Source organism: Streptomyces sp. NBC_00158 (genome assembly GCF_045160885.1).
GTDB lineage: Bacteria > Actinomycetota > Actinomycetes > Streptomycetales > Streptomycetaceae > Streptomyces.
The window spans coordinates 143085-158821 of the sequence record NZ_CP108161.1; the positions used below are offsets into that span (position 1 = coordinate 143085).

Annotated in this window: 18 protein-coding genes; 10 read left to right on the plus strand and 8 right to left on the minus strand. The window is 73.4% G+C overall.

Going from position 1 to position 15737, the window contains the following annotated elements; translation table 11 throughout:
* Positions 1 to 62 precede the first annotated feature (62 nt).
* The gene (locus OG553_RS00650) at positions 63 to 2015 is read left to right on the plus strand and encodes a M28 family metallopeptidase (RefSeq protein WP_405977024.1); all 1953 of its coding nucleotides are present in this window, start codon (positions 63 to 65) and stop codon (positions 2013 to 2015) included.
* A 32-nt stretch (positions 2016 to 2047) separates the two neighbouring features.
* Here the strand turns inward: OG553_RS00650 and OG553_RS00655 are convergent, their stop codons facing one another.
* Entirely contained in the window at positions 2048 to 2686 is a 639-nt protein-coding gene (locus OG553_RS00655) for a PadR family transcriptional regulator (RefSeq protein WP_405977025.1), read from the minus strand.
* 216 nt (positions 2687 to 2902) lie between these two features.
* Between OG553_RS00655 and OG553_RS00660 the strand changes: the two genes are divergently transcribed.
* From OG553_RS00660 to OG553_RS00675, 4 genes are all read left to right on the plus strand, one after another.
* Positions 2903 to 3550: a DUF5701 family protein gene (locus OG553_RS00660; RefSeq protein ID WP_405982911.1), complete on the plus strand. Its 648-nt coding sequence runs from the start codon at positions 2903 to 2905 to the stop codon at positions 3548 to 3550.
* A 417-nt stretch (positions 3551 to 3967) separates the two neighbouring features.
* A complete protein-coding gene (locus OG553_RS00665) occupies positions 3968 to 4573 on the plus strand; it encodes a helix-turn-helix domain-containing protein (protein ID WP_405977026.1) in 606 nt (201 codons plus the stop codon).
* 75 nt (positions 4574 to 4648) lie between these two features.
* Positions 4649 to 5224 (plus strand): ImmA/IrrE family metallo-endopeptidase, encoded by a 576-nt coding sequence (locus tag OG553_RS00670; protein WP_405977027.1) that lies wholly within the window; start codon positions 4649 to 4651, stop codon positions 5222 to 5224.
* Complete coding sequence (locus OG553_RS00675; RefSeq protein ID WP_405977028.1) at positions 5217 to 6431, plus strand: DUF6545 domain-containing protein; 1215 nt, start codon at positions 5217 to 5219, stop codon at positions 6429 to 6431. The genes OG553_RS00670 and OG553_RS00675 overlap by 8 nt, the downstream gene beginning before the upstream one ends.
* A gap of 10 nt (positions 6432 to 6441) precedes the next feature.
* On the opposite strand, the gene OG553_RS00680 is transcribed toward OG553_RS00675, so the two are convergent.
* Both OG553_RS00680 and OG553_RS00685 read right to left on the minus strand, forming a co-directional pair.
* Positions 6442 to 7770, minus strand: a complete 1329-nt coding sequence (locus OG553_RS00680) for an FAD-dependent oxidoreductase (protein WP_405977029.1) — start codon at positions 7768 to 7770, stop codon at positions 6442 to 6444.
* A 117-nt stretch (positions 7771 to 7887) separates the two neighbouring features.
* Positions 7888 to 8127, minus strand: coding sequence for a hypothetical protein (locus OG553_RS00685; RefSeq protein ID WP_405977030.1), 240 nt, complete (start codon positions 8125 to 8127; stop codon positions 7888 to 7890).
* A 228-nt stretch (positions 8128 to 8355) separates the two neighbouring features.
* Here OG553_RS00685 and OG553_RS00690 point away from each other — a divergent pair, with 228 nt between their 5' ends.
* Entirely contained in the window at positions 8356 to 9057 is a 702-nt protein-coding gene (locus OG553_RS00690; RefSeq protein WP_405977031.1) for a 2-phosphosulfolactate phosphatase, read from the plus strand.
* A 4-nt stretch (positions 9058 to 9061) separates the two neighbouring features.
* On the opposite strand, the gene OG553_RS00695 is transcribed toward OG553_RS00690, so the two are convergent.
* The 3 genes from OG553_RS00695 to OG553_RS00705 all read right to left on the minus strand — a co-directional run bounded on the left by OG553_RS00695 (position 9062) and on the right by OG553_RS00705 (position 11063).
* A complete protein-coding gene (locus OG553_RS00695; protein WP_405977032.1) occupies positions 9062 to 9388 on the minus strand; it encodes a GNAT family N-acetyltransferase in 327 nt (108 codons plus the stop codon).
* Between the two features lie 210 nt (positions 9389 to 9598).
* Positions 9599 to 10147 carry a GNAT family N-acetyltransferase gene (locus OG553_RS00700; RefSeq protein WP_405977033.1) on the minus strand — a complete coding sequence of 183 codons (549 nt, stop codon included), beginning with the start codon at positions 10145 to 10147 and terminating at the stop codon, positions 9599 to 9601.
* Between the two features lie 91 nt (positions 10148 to 10238).
* The gene (locus OG553_RS00705) at positions 10239 to 11063 is read right to left on the minus strand and encodes a helix-turn-helix transcriptional regulator (RefSeq protein WP_405977034.1); all 825 of its coding nucleotides are present in this window, start codon (positions 11061 to 11063) and stop codon (positions 10239 to 10241) included.
* A gap of 138 nt (positions 11064 to 11201) precedes the next feature.
* Here OG553_RS00705 and OG553_RS00710 point away from each other — a divergent pair, with 138 nt between their 5' ends.
* Complete coding sequence (locus OG553_RS00710) at positions 11202 to 11981, plus strand: NAD(P)H-dependent oxidoreductase (protein ID WP_405977035.1); 780 nt, start codon at positions 11202 to 11204, stop codon at positions 11979 to 11981.
* A gap of 120 nt (positions 11982 to 12101) precedes the next feature.
* Here OG553_RS00710 and OG553_RS00715 read toward each other — a convergent pair whose 3' ends face one another.
* Complete coding sequence (locus OG553_RS00715) at positions 12102 to 13106, minus strand: LuxR C-terminal-related transcriptional regulator (RefSeq protein WP_405977036.1); 1005 nt, start codon at positions 13104 to 13106, stop codon at positions 12102 to 12104.
* Positions 13107 to 13273: 167 nt separating this feature from the next.
* Between OG553_RS00715 and OG553_RS00720 the strand changes: the two genes are divergently transcribed.
* Positions 13274 to 13480, plus strand: a complete 207-nt coding sequence (locus OG553_RS00720) for a hypothetical protein (protein WP_405977037.1) — start codon at positions 13274 to 13276, stop codon at positions 13478 to 13480.
* 181 nt (positions 13481 to 13661) lie between these two features.
* Positions 13662 to 14690: a phosphotransferase family protein gene (locus OG553_RS00725; protein WP_405977038.1), complete on the plus strand. Its 1029-nt coding sequence runs from the start codon at positions 13662 to 13664 to the stop codon at positions 14688 to 14690.
* A 27-nt stretch (positions 14691 to 14717) separates the two neighbouring features.
* On the opposite strand, the gene OG553_RS00730 is transcribed toward OG553_RS00725, so the two are convergent.
* Positions 14718 to 14978: a hypothetical protein gene (locus tag OG553_RS00730; RefSeq protein WP_405977039.1), complete on the minus strand. Its 261-nt coding sequence runs from the start codon at positions 14976 to 14978 to the stop codon at positions 14718 to 14720.
* Positions 14979 to 15172: 194 nt separating this feature from the next.
* On the opposite strand from OG553_RS00730, the gene OG553_RS00735 reads away from it, so the two are divergent.
* The gene (locus tag OG553_RS00735) at positions 15173 to 15700 is read left to right on the plus strand and encodes an NUDIX hydrolase (RefSeq protein WP_405977040.1); all 528 of its coding nucleotides are present in this window, start codon (positions 15173 to 15175) and stop codon (positions 15698 to 15700) included.
* The last annotated feature ends 37 nt before the right edge of the window (positions 15701 to 15737 follow it).

Below are 15737 nucleotides of genomic sequence, written 5' to 3' on the forward strand. Positions count from 1 at the left end.
GCGGGCACAGGAAGCGGTGGGAACCCACACTTCGCAAGCCGCACACCTCGGAGGCGCTCCACATGTCCGTGCTCTTCTTCGACATCGGGGCCACGCTGGCGGATGCCCGGCTGGAGCCCGACGGCTCGCTGACGCTGCGGCCCCGGCCCCGCGTGGCCGAGGTCCTCGACGGCCTCGCCGGCGTACCCAAGGGCATCATCTCCAACCCGGGACCGGGCGCCGGCGCGGCCGGACGGGCGGCGGCGGCCCTCGAAGGGGCGTTTCCCGGACGGTTCGCGGAGCCGGGTCTCGTGCACTGGGCAGTGAAGGACAGCCGCGGGCCCTTCGACCTGGCGGTCGCGAGCGCCGGGGGCGTGCCGGCCGACGGCTGCGTGTTCGTCGGCGAGGACGCCGGGGAGCGGGGGTTCGCGCGGGAGTCGGGGATGCGTACGGCTCCCCATCCGGTGTTCGCCGTCGCCGCGATGGAGGGTCGTCCCGTGCTCTTCGCGCGGGTCGGCCTGCCGGAGGGGCGGGGCCTGCCGGAGCTGGCGGCCGTGGCGGACACGACCGAGGTCGTTCCCGTGCACGTGGCCTCGGAACGGCTCGTGCTGGTGATGGCGAGCGCGCTCGGCGCGGAGGTGCTCGAACGCGCCGGGTTCACGGTGGACCTGCGGGATCCGGTGGAGGACAGGTCGGCCTTCCTGATCCGCGACCAGGGCTCCGCCGGGGCCGCGGAGCCGGCCGGAGCGGGGGCGGGAGCAGGAGCGGGAGCGGCGGACCGGCGGGCCTCGGCCGTGTACGGCGCGGTGGCCGACGCCCTGGCCGCGAGCGGTGCACCGCCGGCCCTGCCTCTGGGGCCCGCACCGGGTGGTGCGTACCTCGCCGTGACCGCCGGTGCGCGGGTCGAGGAGGTGCACCTGCCGGGTGCCAGGCCGGGAGACACGGAGTGCCTGCTGCCGGACCCGGCGCTCCTGTGGCGGCCGGGCGGGCCGGCCGGGGGCCCGCGTTCGCAGCCGGGCCTGACCGGTGCGGAGGCCGGCGGGGGCCTGCCGTCCCCCGAGGTGATCGCCGCGGTGCGGGCGGGGGTGACCCCGGAGGTCCTGCGGGGGCACGTGGCACGGATCTCCGGGGCCGAGCCGCTGGTCGAGGGCGGATCGTCGCGGGTCCGCAGCAGGGACGCGGCCGCCGAGGACAACGCGCTGGTCGTCGAGGCGCTGGCCGACCGGTTCGGGGAGCTGGGGCTGCAGGTCCGCAGGCATCCGTTCCGCTGGCGGGGGCGGCAGCTGTTCAACCTGGAGGCCGAGCACCGGGTCGCCGGGGCGGACTCCGCGGTCCTGATCACGGCCCATCTGGACTCGACCGCGTCCGGCGGCGAGTTCACGGACGGCGACGGCGGTCCCCGGCCCTACGACCCGGCGGTGGACCCCGCGCCGGGGGCCGATGACGACGGGAGCGGGACGGCGGGGGTGCTGGCCGCGGCCGAGTGTCTGGCCTCCCTGCTCGCGGACGGCGGGCGGCCGGCCCACAGCGTGCGCTTCGTGCTCTTCAACGCCGAGGAACAGGGGCTGGTGGGCAGCAAGTTCTACGCACGGGCCGCCGCGGCGGAGGGTGACCGCATCGCCGGGGTCTTCCAGATGGACATGATCGCGGGACGGCAGCCGGGCAGCACGCCCAGGGTCGAGATCCATGCCGGGTCCGCCGTGCCGGGCCCGGTCGTGGGGGCTTCCGACGCGCTCGGCGCCCTGGTCGCCCGCACCATCGCGGCCTTCGACCCCTCGGTGACGGTGCAGCAGCTCACGGGGCCCGGTGATCCGGCGGTGGGCCGCAGCGACCACGCGAGCTTCCACGAGCGGGGATGGGCGGCCGTCGCGGTGTCGGAGGACCTCTTCTCCACCCCCGAGGGAGCACCCGGGACCGGAACCCGGCAGTACCACACGCCGGGTGACACCCTCCTCGACCAGGACCACGACTCCGGTTTCGCGGCCGTGATCGCCGGCTCGGTGGCCGCGACGGCGCTGTCGTTCGCCGGGCTGTAGGCCCTGGCCGCCCGAACCCGTACGTACACGGCCTAGCGGGGGTCCTCGGGGTGCGGGCCCGTGGCGTACGGGTTCGTCTCGCCCTCCGCGAGGACGCCCACGAAGGGGTCGCCCTCCCCCGCGAAGGTGTAGGCGCCGCTCTCGATCCGTTCGATCAGGCCGCGGGTCCATGCCGCTTCGCTGTCGGCCGAGTGCACCCACATGTTCATGATCTCGCCGATGTGCCCGAGCTGTCCGGGGCCGCCTTCCGGCGTGTAGTACTCGGTGACCGAGGCCCGCCACTGCCGGAGCCGCTCGGTCCGCTCCTTCAGGAGCGCGACGGCCTCGTCCCGCGGCAGGTCGACGATGAATCCGATGCCGGCCGAGAGGACGTCCGTCTTCTGGTCGTACGAGGTCAGCGCCTGGCGCAGCAGGGCGAGGTACTCCTCGGTGCCCCGGTCGGTGATCTCGTACTCGACGCGGGGCGGGCCGCCGGCGGTGCTCGGCGCGACCTCGTGGGCCAGCAGGAGGCCTTCCTTCGCCATCTGCTTGAGGGCGTGGTAGATCGAGCCGGGCTTGGCGTTGGACCATTCGTGGGCGCCCCAGAACTCCAGGTCGTTGCGTACCTGGTAGCCGTGTGCCCGTCCGTGCTGGCGGACCGCGCCGAGGACCAGCAGCCGGATCGCTGACATGGACGTCTCCCTTCAAGACAAGTTTGACTAGCTTATGGCTCCGCGTGTCCGTTCCGAGCGTCCAGCGCACGTAATCAAGTTTGACCAATCGGGTCCGGCCTCGTACGGTTCGATGGTAGTCAAGTTTGATCAGTGAATGGGAGAGCGCCCCTGTCCCCCACCTCCGGCCACGACCGCCCCGCGCTTCGATCACGTACCGAGGGAGAATCCGTGCCCCTGCCCGAACCCGTCTCCGGTGGTTTCACGACCGCGCTGCCCCCGCTCGCCGTCCAGGCCGAGCGCCTGATCGAGCTCGGGGTGCCCGAGCTCGCCGGGATCCCCGCCGCCGGGCTGCGGGCCTTCGCGGACCGGGGAGGAGACGACGTGCTGCTCGCCGTGCACCCCGACCGGATCCCCGCCTCCGCCCTCGCACCGCTGCTCCGGCGGGAGGGGAAGCCCGGGTTCGTCGTCGCCGACATGCACGACGTCGACCGGTTCGCGCCCCACCAGGTCGAGCTGCCCGACGCGCCCCTCTACCTCGCGGCCGGCCCGGACCGCGGCGACCGCATGTCCAACTGGAGCCCGGACGAGGCGCTTCCCGTCCTCGCCGAGGAGGGCCGCACGCCGCTCCTGCTCACCGAAGGCATCCACTGGGTGCTCCAGCAGCCGGCCGTGCTCGACCGCAACCACTGTTTCATGACGATCGGATCGCGCCTGGTCAAGGCCAACGGCACTGCGGATGCCCGCACTCCGGCGATCTGGATCAGCAACGGGACGGGCCGGGACGGCCGCGAGCGGCGCAACGCGCCCAAGGTCGGCTGGTGTTGGTGGAACAACCGGCACACCTGGCTCGGCTTCGCAAGCGCCGCGCAGCGCAGGGCGTAGCCACGAGGAGGGCATGCCGTGCGCCGCCCTCGGGCGTTGGCCGGGCGGCAATCCTGCTGCTCATGGCCAAAGTTGCGACCCTCCCCCGTGGAGATCGCTGCCCTCGGGCGGCGCGTACAGCCATGAGGAAGGCCCCTCGCGAGAGCGGGGGGCCGCCCCATCGGCGGCATGGGCAAGATCCTGCTCCACCATCCCCCGAGTGTCAACAATAGTTTTCACATCCCTCAACTCCCGGCCCGGTCCTGTGCCTTGTCCGCCACTGCGCGCCGGAACCGGCCACCGCCGGGCCGGTGTCGACGCAGAGGGCTTTAGGCCCTTCCCAGTCACGGTGAAAGCGGCGATGATCGTCGCACTCGCCGTCCCGGCCGCCGAGCGCGCCCGTGCCGGCAGCCGATCGAACGAGCAGGAAAGAGACCGATGAGCGGCACGGGGGACGAACGGGCGTCGCTGGTCTCGGCACGTCTCGGGTTCCTGTTCGCGCACGTCTTCCCGAAGAACGGCGGTCCCCAGTCGGAGGACGACGTCAGCCTCGCCACGGGCGTCCCGGTCGCCCTCCTGCGGCGCCTGCGGGCGGGCGAACCCTTCACGGAGGACGTGGACGGGGACCCGTTCACCACCAGGCTCGAACACCTCCTGAAGACCCGGATGACCGCCGAGGGCAAACCGCACACGATCACGGACGTGGCGAAGGCCTGCGGAAAGTCGCGGACCTGGCTGTACAACCTGCTGGACGACAAGAGCAAGCCGAGCCTGGAGTCCACCAAGCTGCTCTGCAGGATCTTCGGGGTGGACCCGTCCTTCTTCACGGACGGCCCCCTGGAGGCCCTGGCCCGGCACTTCGGCATCGAGGCAGGGGCGCGGTTCTTCGTACTCCCCGATGACGACGACCTGGTGCAGGAGACGAAGAGCCAGGTGGAACTCGTCGCGCTGCTGAGGGAGGTCGGCGCTCCCGCGGTACTCAGCCGCTACCTCGGCACCCTCCCCGCCTCGCCGGCCGCGCGGAGGCCCGACTCCGGGGCCTGACCATCCGGTTCGCCCGGGGCGGGGCCCGCTCCCTTACCCTCAGGTCGTGTAGGAGGTCCTGTAGGAGGAGAGGCCGTGGCGGGAATCAGGGCGACCGTCGGGATCGTCGCGGAGACGGTCCGGGAGGTCCGCACCCTTCGCAGGTTGCGCAAGACCTTCCGCTCCCGGCTGGGGCTGGCCGCGCACCCGACCATCGACGAGGTCGTCTCCGCCGTCTCCGGCCACCGCGGGCTGCCGATCCGGATCCTCCACCTGCCCTTGAAGTACCCGCTCACCGGGGGGTTGTTGCAGGGACCGGGGGAGCTGATCCTCGTGGTCGACAAGGACTCGCCGAGCATCCTGCAGAACTTCGTCATCGCCCACGAACTGGCGCACGCCTTCCTCGGGCACGATCCGGAGACGGCGGGACACGACCTCCAGGACGAGCTGCTCGCCAGCCTGGCGCCCGCGCTCAACCCGAAGGTGGCCCGGATGATGCTGGCCCGCACGTACTTCGACGGGGCCGAGCCCGCGCACCCGCACGGCCAGGGCGCGCCCGAGCGGGAGGCCGAGACCCTGGGGCGGGTCATCATCAGCATGATCACCAATACCGGCGGGGACTCGGCGACATCGGCGAGCTCCGCCCTGCGTCACAGGGGGACCGGTGTCTGAAGACGCTGCGAACGTCGTGTACCTCATCGTCGCCGCGATCGCCTCGTGCACCACCCTGGCGAAGTTCGTCGCGTGGCAGCGGGAACGCTCCCCCGCCCTGCGGCTGATCGCCGTGTGCTCCGCGGTCGGGGTGGGCGCCTTCGTGTTCGCCACGCCCGTGGTCTACCGCGGGATCGCAGGGCTCACCGGCTCGCAGAACCTCGCCGAACTCCTGGTCTTCTGCTGCATCCTCGGCTTCTTCGCCCACACGCACGTCATGTCGCTCGTGTGGCGGCCCCTCGCCGAACCCGCCTCCGGGCGGAGCCCTTTGGCGTTCCCGCTCCGGGTCTACGGCCTGGTCACCGTGGCGATGCTCGCCGGGTTCCTCGCCGGCGGCCTCGACGACGCGCCGCACCCGCTGGACTTCAACATCGCCTACGGCCGGGATCCCGGCGCCCTGGTCATGCTGGCCGCCTTCCAGCTGGGCCTCGGCTACGCGTCCGTCTCCACCGCCCTGCGCTTCCGCCGCAACGCCCTTTCCGCCCAGGACGATCCGCGGCTGCGCCGGGCCCTGCAGCACATCGCCGTCGCCACCTGGTTCATCGCCGGATACGTGGCCTGCGTCGGACCGGCCACCCTGGCGGGCGCCTTCGGCTGGAGCGGTCTCGACGCCCTGCACAGCCTCGGGCCGGTCTCCGGCACCATCGGAGCGATCATCATCAACTGGGGCTTCTCCGGCGCCGCGATAGCCACCTGGCGCACCGACCGCCGGGACTACCTGGCCCTGGCCCCCCTGTGGCAGCTGACCCGCCGCCCCGACCCCCGGATCGCGCTGACCGAGCCGAACCGGGTGGCGCAGCTCGGCCTCGTCTACGTACGGGACTGGCACCTGGTGACGCGCATGGCCGACATCCTGAGCGGGATCCGCAGCCTGTACCCGTACTTCAGCGACGCCCCCGTCGACCGGATCCGCAGGGCCGCCCCGGGCGCCGGCTGGTCGCGGGACGAGGAGCACGCCGCCGCGGCCGCCGCGGTCCTGCTGCGCGCGGTGGCGCTCGCCGAGAGCGGGGCCGGCACCCTCAGCGAGAGGGGCCGCCCGCTGCCGGGCTCCGGCCTGGAACCGGCCGCCCAGCGCGCCCACCTGGTCCGCATGGCCCGCCACCTCGAACACCCCGACGTCCTGACGGCGGCGGGGGTCGACGCGCAGGGGCGGCTGCTCCCCGGTTAGCGGCGACGGGTCAGCGCGCGCGCTGGGCCCGCAGCGCCATCGCGACGCGCCACAGGAACTCCGGGGTGCGCAGGTCCGCCGGCCGCCTGCGCATGTTGACGACGTCGAGGAACCGCTCGTTCACCCACGCGTCCGTGGTGGAGGCCCGGGCGATCCAGTCCGCCGTCTTCCTCGCCGCCCGGTAGCCGCGCGGGTAGGGGCCCGTGACGTGCGGCTGCGCCAGGTCGGAGAGGGTCGAGACCTCCCATGCCGCGTCCACGACGACCCTGATGCGGCGGAAGTAGGCGTGGGCGGGCGCGTGCAGGTCCGCTCCCCCGCCCAGGTAGGCGGCCAGGCAGGAGGCGTGCAGGAAGGCGCTGGTCATCCCCTGCCCGTACACGGGGTTGAAGGAGGCCACGGCGTCACCCGCGACGAACAGGCCGCCCGGAAGCCGGTCCAGCGCCCACCAGTTGCGGCGCAGCGAGTGCGGCATGCCGTACGTGTCGACCTCGCCGATCATCGCGCACCGGTCGGCGACGACCCCGAACGGCGCGGCCTGCATCGCACGCATGCGGCGCAGGAACTCCGCGGGGTCTCGGGAGGGGCGCTTGTCGGCGTAGGCGACGATGACCGCCATCCACTGGCCGCCCTCCACGGCGGCCATGGCCCCGGTGTCGGGCTGCTCCGCGGCGCCGGCGCCGGAGGCCGGGCCGGGCAGCTGGTGGGCCACGCTCACGCCGGGGAGTTCCGCGCCCCGGCGGAAGCGGGCGGTGGCGTAGCCCAGGTCGATGCGCATGCGGTCGACCGGAGGCTGCGGCCACCCCTCCGCCGCCAGCCAGGACGTCAGCCTGCTCGAACGGCCGGTGGCGTCGACGACCGCGTCGGCGGGCAGCGGCGTCACGTCCGCCGAGCCGGTGGCGCGTACGCGGACGCCGGCCACCCGTCCGTTCCGGATGTCCAGGCCGCACGCCCTGCCCGCGCTCACGCGTACGCCGTCGTCCAGGAGGGTCCGGCGGCGGACGTGCTCCTCGAGGAGGGTGCGGCTCACGCCGATCAGCTCGTTGCCGGGAACGCTGATCTTGCGGGTGCCGTTCTCGAAGAGCTGGATCTCGCTGCCGGATCCGAGGACCGCGCCGTCCGCCACCAACTCCTCGGACAGGCCGGGGAACCAGCGCTCCGCCTGCGTCCGGCCCATGTCGAGCAGCGCGTGGAGCTGCCCGCCCTGCGGCACACCGCTGCGCGCTCCCGTCGCGGCGAGTCCGTCGGGCTCGACGACGGTGACCTTCACGCCCCGGCCGCGCAGGGCTCGTGTGGCTGCGAGCCCCGCGATGCTTCCGCCCAGGACGACTACGTGTCGCACGTGCTTGCTCCCCCTCTTCCGCCGGCCGGCGTTCCCGGTCCGGCGCCCCGCGCACAAGAACTCCGGCCCAATCTAAGGCCGTTCCGCTTGACCACCAACGCGGGAAGGGGCGGGGCATCAGCTCCCGGAGGGATCGGGCAGCCTGCGGAGTTCGAGCAGGGCCATGGCGATCTTCACTCCGGTGGCGATCGTCAGGGCGTGGAGGAAGGGCATGCCGGTGAGCCAGAGGGCCACCATCATCACCGTCAGGACCAGGAACGCGGGCAGCAGGTTGGTTCGTGTCACCGCCGCCTTCAGGTGCCCGGCCATGCCGGGGCGTACGGCGAGGGCTTCCTTCTCCTCTTCGGCTTGCGGCATCGGCTGGTCTCCTCGGGTCGCGGTCCTGCTCGCGGTCGTGCTCGTGCTCGCCCCCGGCAACGAGCCTCCGGTGTGCCCGGACCGGCTGCCACCGCTGCCTCCCGCCCCGCCGCCGTCCGGCGTACAGGTTCACCGCACCGGGCGACACCGCTCCCCGCCCGTGACGGCCCGGCCGTGGTGCGCGAAAATGCCAGGCGCTCCTGGCCCGACGTGCGTGATCATGGCCGGATGGACTCGCGTTTCCTGGGTATCCCCGAGCTGGCCGAAGCCCCCGCCGCGGCGGTGGTGGTCGATGTCATGCGTGCCTTCACCGTGGCCGCCTGGGCCTTCGCCCGCGGCGCCGAGAAGATCGTTCTCGCCGAGTCGCTGGACGAGGCACTGGAGCTCAAGGCCCGCCATCCGGAGTGGGTGGCGCTCAAGGACGGTCCGCCGGCGGCCGGCTTCGACGCCGTCAACTCACCGGCCCTGCTGCGGTCCGCCGACCTGGTCGGGCGGACCGTCGTGCAGAAGACCACGGCGGGTACGGTCGGCGCCCTCGCGGTCAAGGAGGCTCCGCTGGTGCTGTGCGCCGGCTTCGTGGTGGCCGGGGCGACGGCGCGGCTCCTGCGGGAGCGGGGGTGCGACAGCGTCACGTTCGTGGTGACCGGCGAGGAGGGGCGCGCCGAGGAGGACCTGGCGTGCGCCCAGTACATCGCCGGGAGGGCCGCCGGGGCCGGGACGGACGCGGCCGGCTTCCTGCGCCGCGCGGCCGGTTCGCGCGCCGCCGCCGAACTGGCCGAGGGCGTACGCCAGGGCTCCCACCCGGATGACGTCGCGCTCTGCCTGGAACTCGACCGGTTCCCGTTCGCCATGGTGGCGGCGCCGGAGGACTCGTACATGGTCCTGCGCCCGTACGACGTGCCCGTGCCCGTCGGGGACGCTCCGCACTGACCGGCTACGGAGCCGTGCCGCGCAGGTCGGGGCGGTTCCGGGGGCAGGCCCAAGCCCGCCATCTCCTTCTCCTCGTAGGACAGGAAGCCCAGGCTCCGGTAGAAGGCGTGGTTGCGCTCGCCCTCGGCGAGGACTCGTGGTCCGTCGAGAGGAGGAAGAACCGGCAGTGCGAGTAGCGCCGCACGAGGTGCTCGACGAGGGCCCGGCCGACGCCCTGCCGGTGGTGCGCGGGGTCGACCACGACGTCCTGGACGTAGCAGATGTGCTCGTCGTCGGAGACGGTCCGGGCCAGGCCGTACCGCCCGTGCGGCGGCCCGTACCGCTCCCCCACGGTCAGCGGCCGAGGGTGTTCATCAGGATGATGGCGGTCAGGTTCAGGAGTACGACGGTGATCACACCGGCGATCATGAGCCAGGCCCTGCGCGATTCGTCCACGTCCGCCACCTCCGGGATCCGGCTCTCCCCGCCATGGTGGCGCGCTTCCCCGCGCGGCACACCTCGGGGCCCGGAAGGCCTTCCGGGCCCCTCCGCCGCTCGGCCGTCACGCGGGGCGGTCGAGACCCCACGTCTGCAGGACGAACGGCCGCCCCTTCTCCTCGCCCGTGATCGGCGGCACGTCGAGCAGCGCGAAGCCCGCCTTCTCGGCGACGGCGACACTGGCCGCGTTCTCGGCCTCCAGTTCCAGGATGACCTGCTCCGCGCCCATCTCCTCGAACGCGTACGCGGCCATCACCCGCACCGCGCGGGCCGCCAGTCCCCGGCCGCGGTGCGCCGGGCCGACGGCGTAGCCGATCTCCATGCCCTCGGGGGCGCGCCGCAGCATGATCTCGCCGAGCGGTGCACCGCCGTCGACGGTGATGGCCAGCAGGACGGTCGTGCCCTCCTTGCGCAGCTGCCGGTCCCGGGCCAGGCGTGCGTGCGCGGCCGCCTCGTCGAAGGGCGCCACGATCGGCGTCCAGTACGCGATGTCGGGGTGGTCGAACAGCTCCGGCATCGCGGCCAGGTCCGTCTCCGTCCAGTCGCGCAGGACGAGCCCCTCCCCCGACAGCCGGATCTTCTCGGGCAACGACGGCGACGTGGCACTGCTCATGCTGTGGGACCTCCCGGGGCCGGTTCAGGACGAGGCAACATAACCGGAACGAGCCACGGCCGCACGCGCATTTCCCCCGGGGCGGTCGCCGTCAGCGCCCGGTGTCCGGGGCCGGGGTGTCCAGGCCTGCCAGGAGGTGGAGGGCGTCTTCGGCCGGGGTGCCCGGGGGTGCGGACAGGACCAGGAGTTCCACGCCCGGTTCGTTCGGCAGCCCGAAGTTCTCCTGGTGCAGTTCCAGCAGGCCGACCAGCGGGTGCCGGTAGGCCTTGCGGCCGTGGGTGCGGGCGCGTACGTCGGCGCGGGCCCAGAGGCGGCGGAAGCGCTCGCTGCCCATCGCGAGCTCGCCGATGAGGGAGGCCAGGCGGGGGTCGTCGGGGTGCTGCCCGGCGGCCAGGCGCAGGTGGCCGACCACGTCGCGGGTGCAGCCCTCCCAGTCCGCGTAGAGGCCGTCCTCGGCCTCCTCCAGGAAGACGTGCCGGGCGATGTTCAGGCCCGGCATGGGCCGGCCGAAGAGGAGGCCGGCGAGGCGGTTCCCGGCGAGCGCGTCCAGGCGGTGGTCCATGAGGAGCGCGGGTGCGTCGGTGACCAGGCCGAGGACGCGCAGCAGTTCCGGCCGGACCCGTCCGCCCGGTGCCTTGGCGCGCGGCCGGCGCTGCCGGGCGAGCCGGTGGAGGTGGCCGCGTTCGGTCTCGTCGAGGCCGAGGACGCGGGCGAGCGCGTCGAGGACCTGTTCGGAGGGCTGGGTCGCGCGGCCCTGCTCCAGGCGTACGTAGTAGTCGACGCTGACTCCGGACAGGTGCGCCACCTCTTCGCGGCGCAGGCCCTCGACCCGGCGGCGGCTGTCGGTGGGTATGCCGACGGCGGCCGGGGCGACCCGGGAACGCCGGGTCCGCAGGAAGCCCGCGAGATCGTCCATGCCCTCCAGTATGGCCCCGGCGGTGCGCGCGAGGGTGGTACTGCCGTTCCCAGGAAGGCCGTTCCGACGGAAGGGGCGTCCCTGAACGCCGGGCGCCGCGGCGCCCAGGATGGGGGCATCCGATCCGAAGGAGTTCCCGTGAAGACGCTGATCGTCCACGCCCATCCCGAACCGAAGTCCCTGAACGGCGCGTTGAAGGACCTGGCCGTGTCCACGCTGGAGGGTGCCGGGCACGAGGTGCGGGTGAGTGATCTGTACGCGATGGGCTGGAAGGCGGCCGTGGACGCCTCCGACTACGGCCCCGAAGCCTCCGGTCCGCTGAGGGTGGCCCTGGACTCGGGCCGGGCCTTCGAGGCGGGGACGCTCACCCCGGACGTCCTCGCCGAGCAGGAGAAGCTGCTGTGGGCGGACACGGTCGTCTTCCAGTTCCCGCTGTGGTGGTACTCGATGCCCGCGATCCTCAAGGGCTGGGTGGACCGGGTGTTCACGTACCGCTTCGCGTACGGGGTGGGCGAGCACAGCGACACCAAGTACGGCGAGCGATTCGGCGAGGGCACCCTGGCGGGCCGCAGGGCGCTGCTGTCGGTGACCGTCGGCGGCCCCCGGTCGCACTACTCCGCCCGGGGCATCAACGGCCCCATCGAGGACCTGCTGTTCCCGATCCACCACGGCATCCTCTACTACCCGGGGATCGAGGTCCTGCCGCCGTTCGTGCTGTACGGCGCCGACCGGATGGGCGACGAGGAGTACGCGGAGGCCGCCCGGACCTGGGAGCGGCGCCTGCTGACCCTGGAGTCGACCGAGCCGATCGCCTTCCGGCGGCAGAACTTCGGCGACTACGAGATCCCCTCGCTGCACCTGAAGGAGGGATTGGAGCCCGCGGGCCGCTCGGGGTTCGGGCTGCACGTACGCGGCTGAGCGGCTCGGCGCCGCGCGTCTCCCCCGTACCGGCCCACCGGCGTGTTTTGGCTTGAACTCGCCGTGCGGCAGGGTTCCGGGGCCTCTTGCGGCCGGGGCCGGGGGCTCCGGTGCGCCTCCCTACGGGAGCAGCCGCTCCGGGGACGTCGCCCACCAGAACGTCAGCTGGGGCACCGTTTCCAGCCCCAGCGCTTCGCGCAGCTTCGAGACCTGGGCCGTGACGGTGCGCTCGCTGAGCCCGAGGTTCTCCCCGATCTGCCGGTGGCTCCGGCCGGCCACGATGCCCCGTACGATCGACCGCTGGATCCGCGAGGTCTTGGCGTCGGCGTCGGTCTTCCCCGCGCTCCCCTCGGCCTCGCCCGGCAGCCACGGGTCGGCCCGCTCCCACTGCTGCCAGAAGTGCGCGGCCAGCACCGCGCACACGCCGCGGTCCTGGGTGTACCAGGCGGCCGCCGGCTGGACGGTGCCGTCGTCGCCGTAGACCTCGAAGAAGGCGTGCTTGCGGTCCACGATGATTAACCGCAGGAAGTCCTCGCCGAGGGTGCGTACCTGGGCGCCGGCCCGCGTCATGGTGGCGACCCAGTCCCGCTGGGTCGGGTTGGACCGCCCGTTGGTCCGGTAGATCGTCCTCACCGTCACTCCGCGCTGGGCCGCCTGCAGGTCGCGGGGCAGCGCGCCCTTGAGGACCTGCGGTTTCCGGTGGCCGGGCTGGGCGGTGAGGATCTCGGACTCGGCGGACTGGATGGTGCGTATCGTCTCCGCGTTGACCTCCGGGACGGTGCGGAGCAGCAGGGTGCCGACCGGGCCGGGGCTGTAGTGGTGGCGCTGCTGCTCGGCTTCGAGCTCGCGTACGTGACCGGGGACGGCGGCCAGGGCCGCGGTGACGCCGGTGAGCGCCTTGAGGACGGCGTCGGTGAGCTGCGTCTCCAGGTAGCGGGACGGCGCGGGGACGTACGTACCGGGTTCGTGGGTATTGGGGAAGAGTATGTCCCGCGCGAGGAGCGAGGCGAGTCCGGGCTCGTCGTCGGGCAGCTCCTCGCCCCTCAAGGCCCTGCGGTAGGTGCGCAGTTCCGCCTCGGTCAACCGGGAGGTGTCGGGGGCGGCGGCTATTTCCCGTTCCGTCATGAGATCTGTCTTCCTCTTCCTGAACTGCGGGTGGACGCAGTATCGCGAAGGTTGATCGCGCCCCTCACCCGGTACAGGCTTGATCCGTGCCACAGGGCCCGTGGCGCGGAGAAGGCCCGACTGCCCGCATCGTCCGCGGGGGTGGGGCCGGCCAAGGGAGGAACACCTTGATATCGATCAACATCCGGTCAACCATCACCGCCGTGCTGCTCGCGATCCTCGCGGTCACCGGACTCAGTGGTGTCGCGGCGGCCAGTGGCCCCGCCGGCGCCAATTGGGGAATCGCAGCCATGGGAGAGGTGGAGCAGCGGGCCGACGCCACCGGCGTGTCCGCGGATTCACTGATCCAGCCGCCGGACTCCGACTGGGGATGATCCTCCCGCGCTGCGGCGCACAGCACCCGGTGCAGCGGTAACCCCGCCCTGCCGGGTGCAACGCCGTGTCCGGGGGTGGTCCGCCACGGGGAGATCGCGCGTCCTCGTGGCGGGCCGTCGAGGAGCGGGCCGTCGAGGAGCGGGCCGGCCGTCGCTCCGGTCTGGCGGAAGGGACGAACGCATGTGGTCGCGGGTGCCGTTCGGGAGCGGGTTGCGGGCCGAGCTGGGCGTGCCCGGTCGGTCGCGCAGGCTGGGCAGCAGCCCCCGGTCGCGGGTGTGGCGCGTCGAGCTGGCGGACGCGACGGTGGTGGTGAAGCAGGCCGTCGACGGGCCCGACGCGGATGAGCGCTACGCCCGTGAGGTGACGGCGCTGCGGCTCGCCGCCCGGGGGAAGGTCCCCGTGGTTCCGGCGCTGCTGGCCGCGGACCCCGGCGAGCGGGTGCTGGTGCTGGAGCATCTGGAGCACCGGCGTCCGGGCGGGGACTGGATCGTCGGCTACGCGGGCGCGTTGGCGCGGCTGCACGCGGCCGCGGGCCCGTCGGACGCCGGGGCGCTGCCCCGGTGGCGGGGGCCGGGCCCGGCGGACGTGGACGCCTTCCTGGGGCTGGCCGCCGCTCTGGACGTCCCCGTCATGCCGGGTGTCGCCGGTGAGCTCCACGGGCTCGTGGAGCGGCTCGGCCGGGTGGAGGGGCACGCCCTGCTCCACGGGGACCCCTGTCCCGGCAATGACCTGCACACGGCGGCGGGGGTCAGGTTCATCGACTTCGAACAGGCGTCGCTGGGCAGCGGCCTGACGGAACTCGCCTACCTGCGCATCGGCTTCCCGACCTGCTGGTGCGTCACTTCGGCCGCGGAACCGCTGCTGCGACGGGCCGAGGGCGCGTACCGCGACGCGTGGCGCGCCGAGACCGGTTCCGATGCCCCCGGCGACCTCACCGACGCGTGCGCCGGGTGGCTGCTCCGCGGGGACGCGCTCGTCGAGCGGGCGCGCCGCGAGGGCGCCGATCACCTGGCCCGGATTCCGCGCCGGGACTGGACGTGGGGCACCGCGACGGCCCGGCAGCGGCTCGTCCACCGGCTCGGTGTCGTCGGCGGGATGGCGGCCGGCCACGGTTCGCTCGGCGGGTTGGGCGATCTGAGCGCGGCCATGCGCCGGAGCATGCTCGCCCGCTGGCCCGGACTCGGGCCGGTTCCGGCGGAGCGGCCGTAGCGGGGCGGGCGGCTCGCCGGTCGCCGCCTATCCGAGCCAGACGACGTCCAGGACGGACAGGCGGCGCAGGGGCCGGTTGACCCAGTAGACGACGGACAGGGCGCCGGCGGACGCGATGCGTACGTCCTCGCCGTCCGGGTCGCCGGCGTCCCACTGGTGGAAGCCCCACGGTCCGGCGGAGGCGGCGTCCAGGATGTCCCAGGCCGTCTCCTCGGCGTGCCCGGGCAGCGCGGCGAGCACCTCCGCGGCGTGCGGGGACAGCCGGATCGCGTACGGCTGGCTGGTCATCGGCCTCTGCTCCGCGGTTCCTCGGGGTCATCCGCATTCTGCCGCACGGCGGTCCCCGCCCGTGCGGGGGAGGCGCTCGGCCCCGGGGAGGATCCGCGGCCGCCGGAGCTCGGACGCCGGTCGAGGCGTACGCGTCGACGTCGCTTCCCTATGCTGGGCGGCCGGGATGGCGGCCTGGAACATCGGGGGCGGAAATGTCAGCGGACGAGAGCGCGCCGGGCGCGTTCCACCGGATCAAGATCCGTGTCGCGGGGCTGGTCGTGGACGGACGGGACGTGGCGCTGATCCGGCGGACGAACGCCCGGGGGGCGACCCACTACTCCCTGCCGGGTGGCAACGTGGAACCAGCCGAGCCCCTGCCCGACGCCCTGTGGAGGGAGCTGCGGGAGGAGCTCGGCCTGGCTCCGGAGGACCTCGCGGAGGCACCGCGCTTCATGTGGCTGATGGATGCCATGGTGAGCCGACCCGGATCCGCTCCCCCGCGCAAGCTGCACCTGGTCTACCGGGTCCGTCTGGGCCCGGGAGTCCGCGCGGAGTTGAGGACGTTCGAGGACGACGACGCGGTCGGCCGGGGGGACGTCGTCTGGCTGCCCTTCGAGCAGACCCGGGACCTCGCGCTCTTCCCGCCCGTGCCCATCGCCGATCTCGGGCTCGCCGAAGACACCGGCACCGGCCCCGCTCTGCTTCCGCCCCTGGACGACACCAACTACGAGTGGGTCTGACCGGGGCCGCGGTGTCCGGCGTGGCACGTTCCAACGA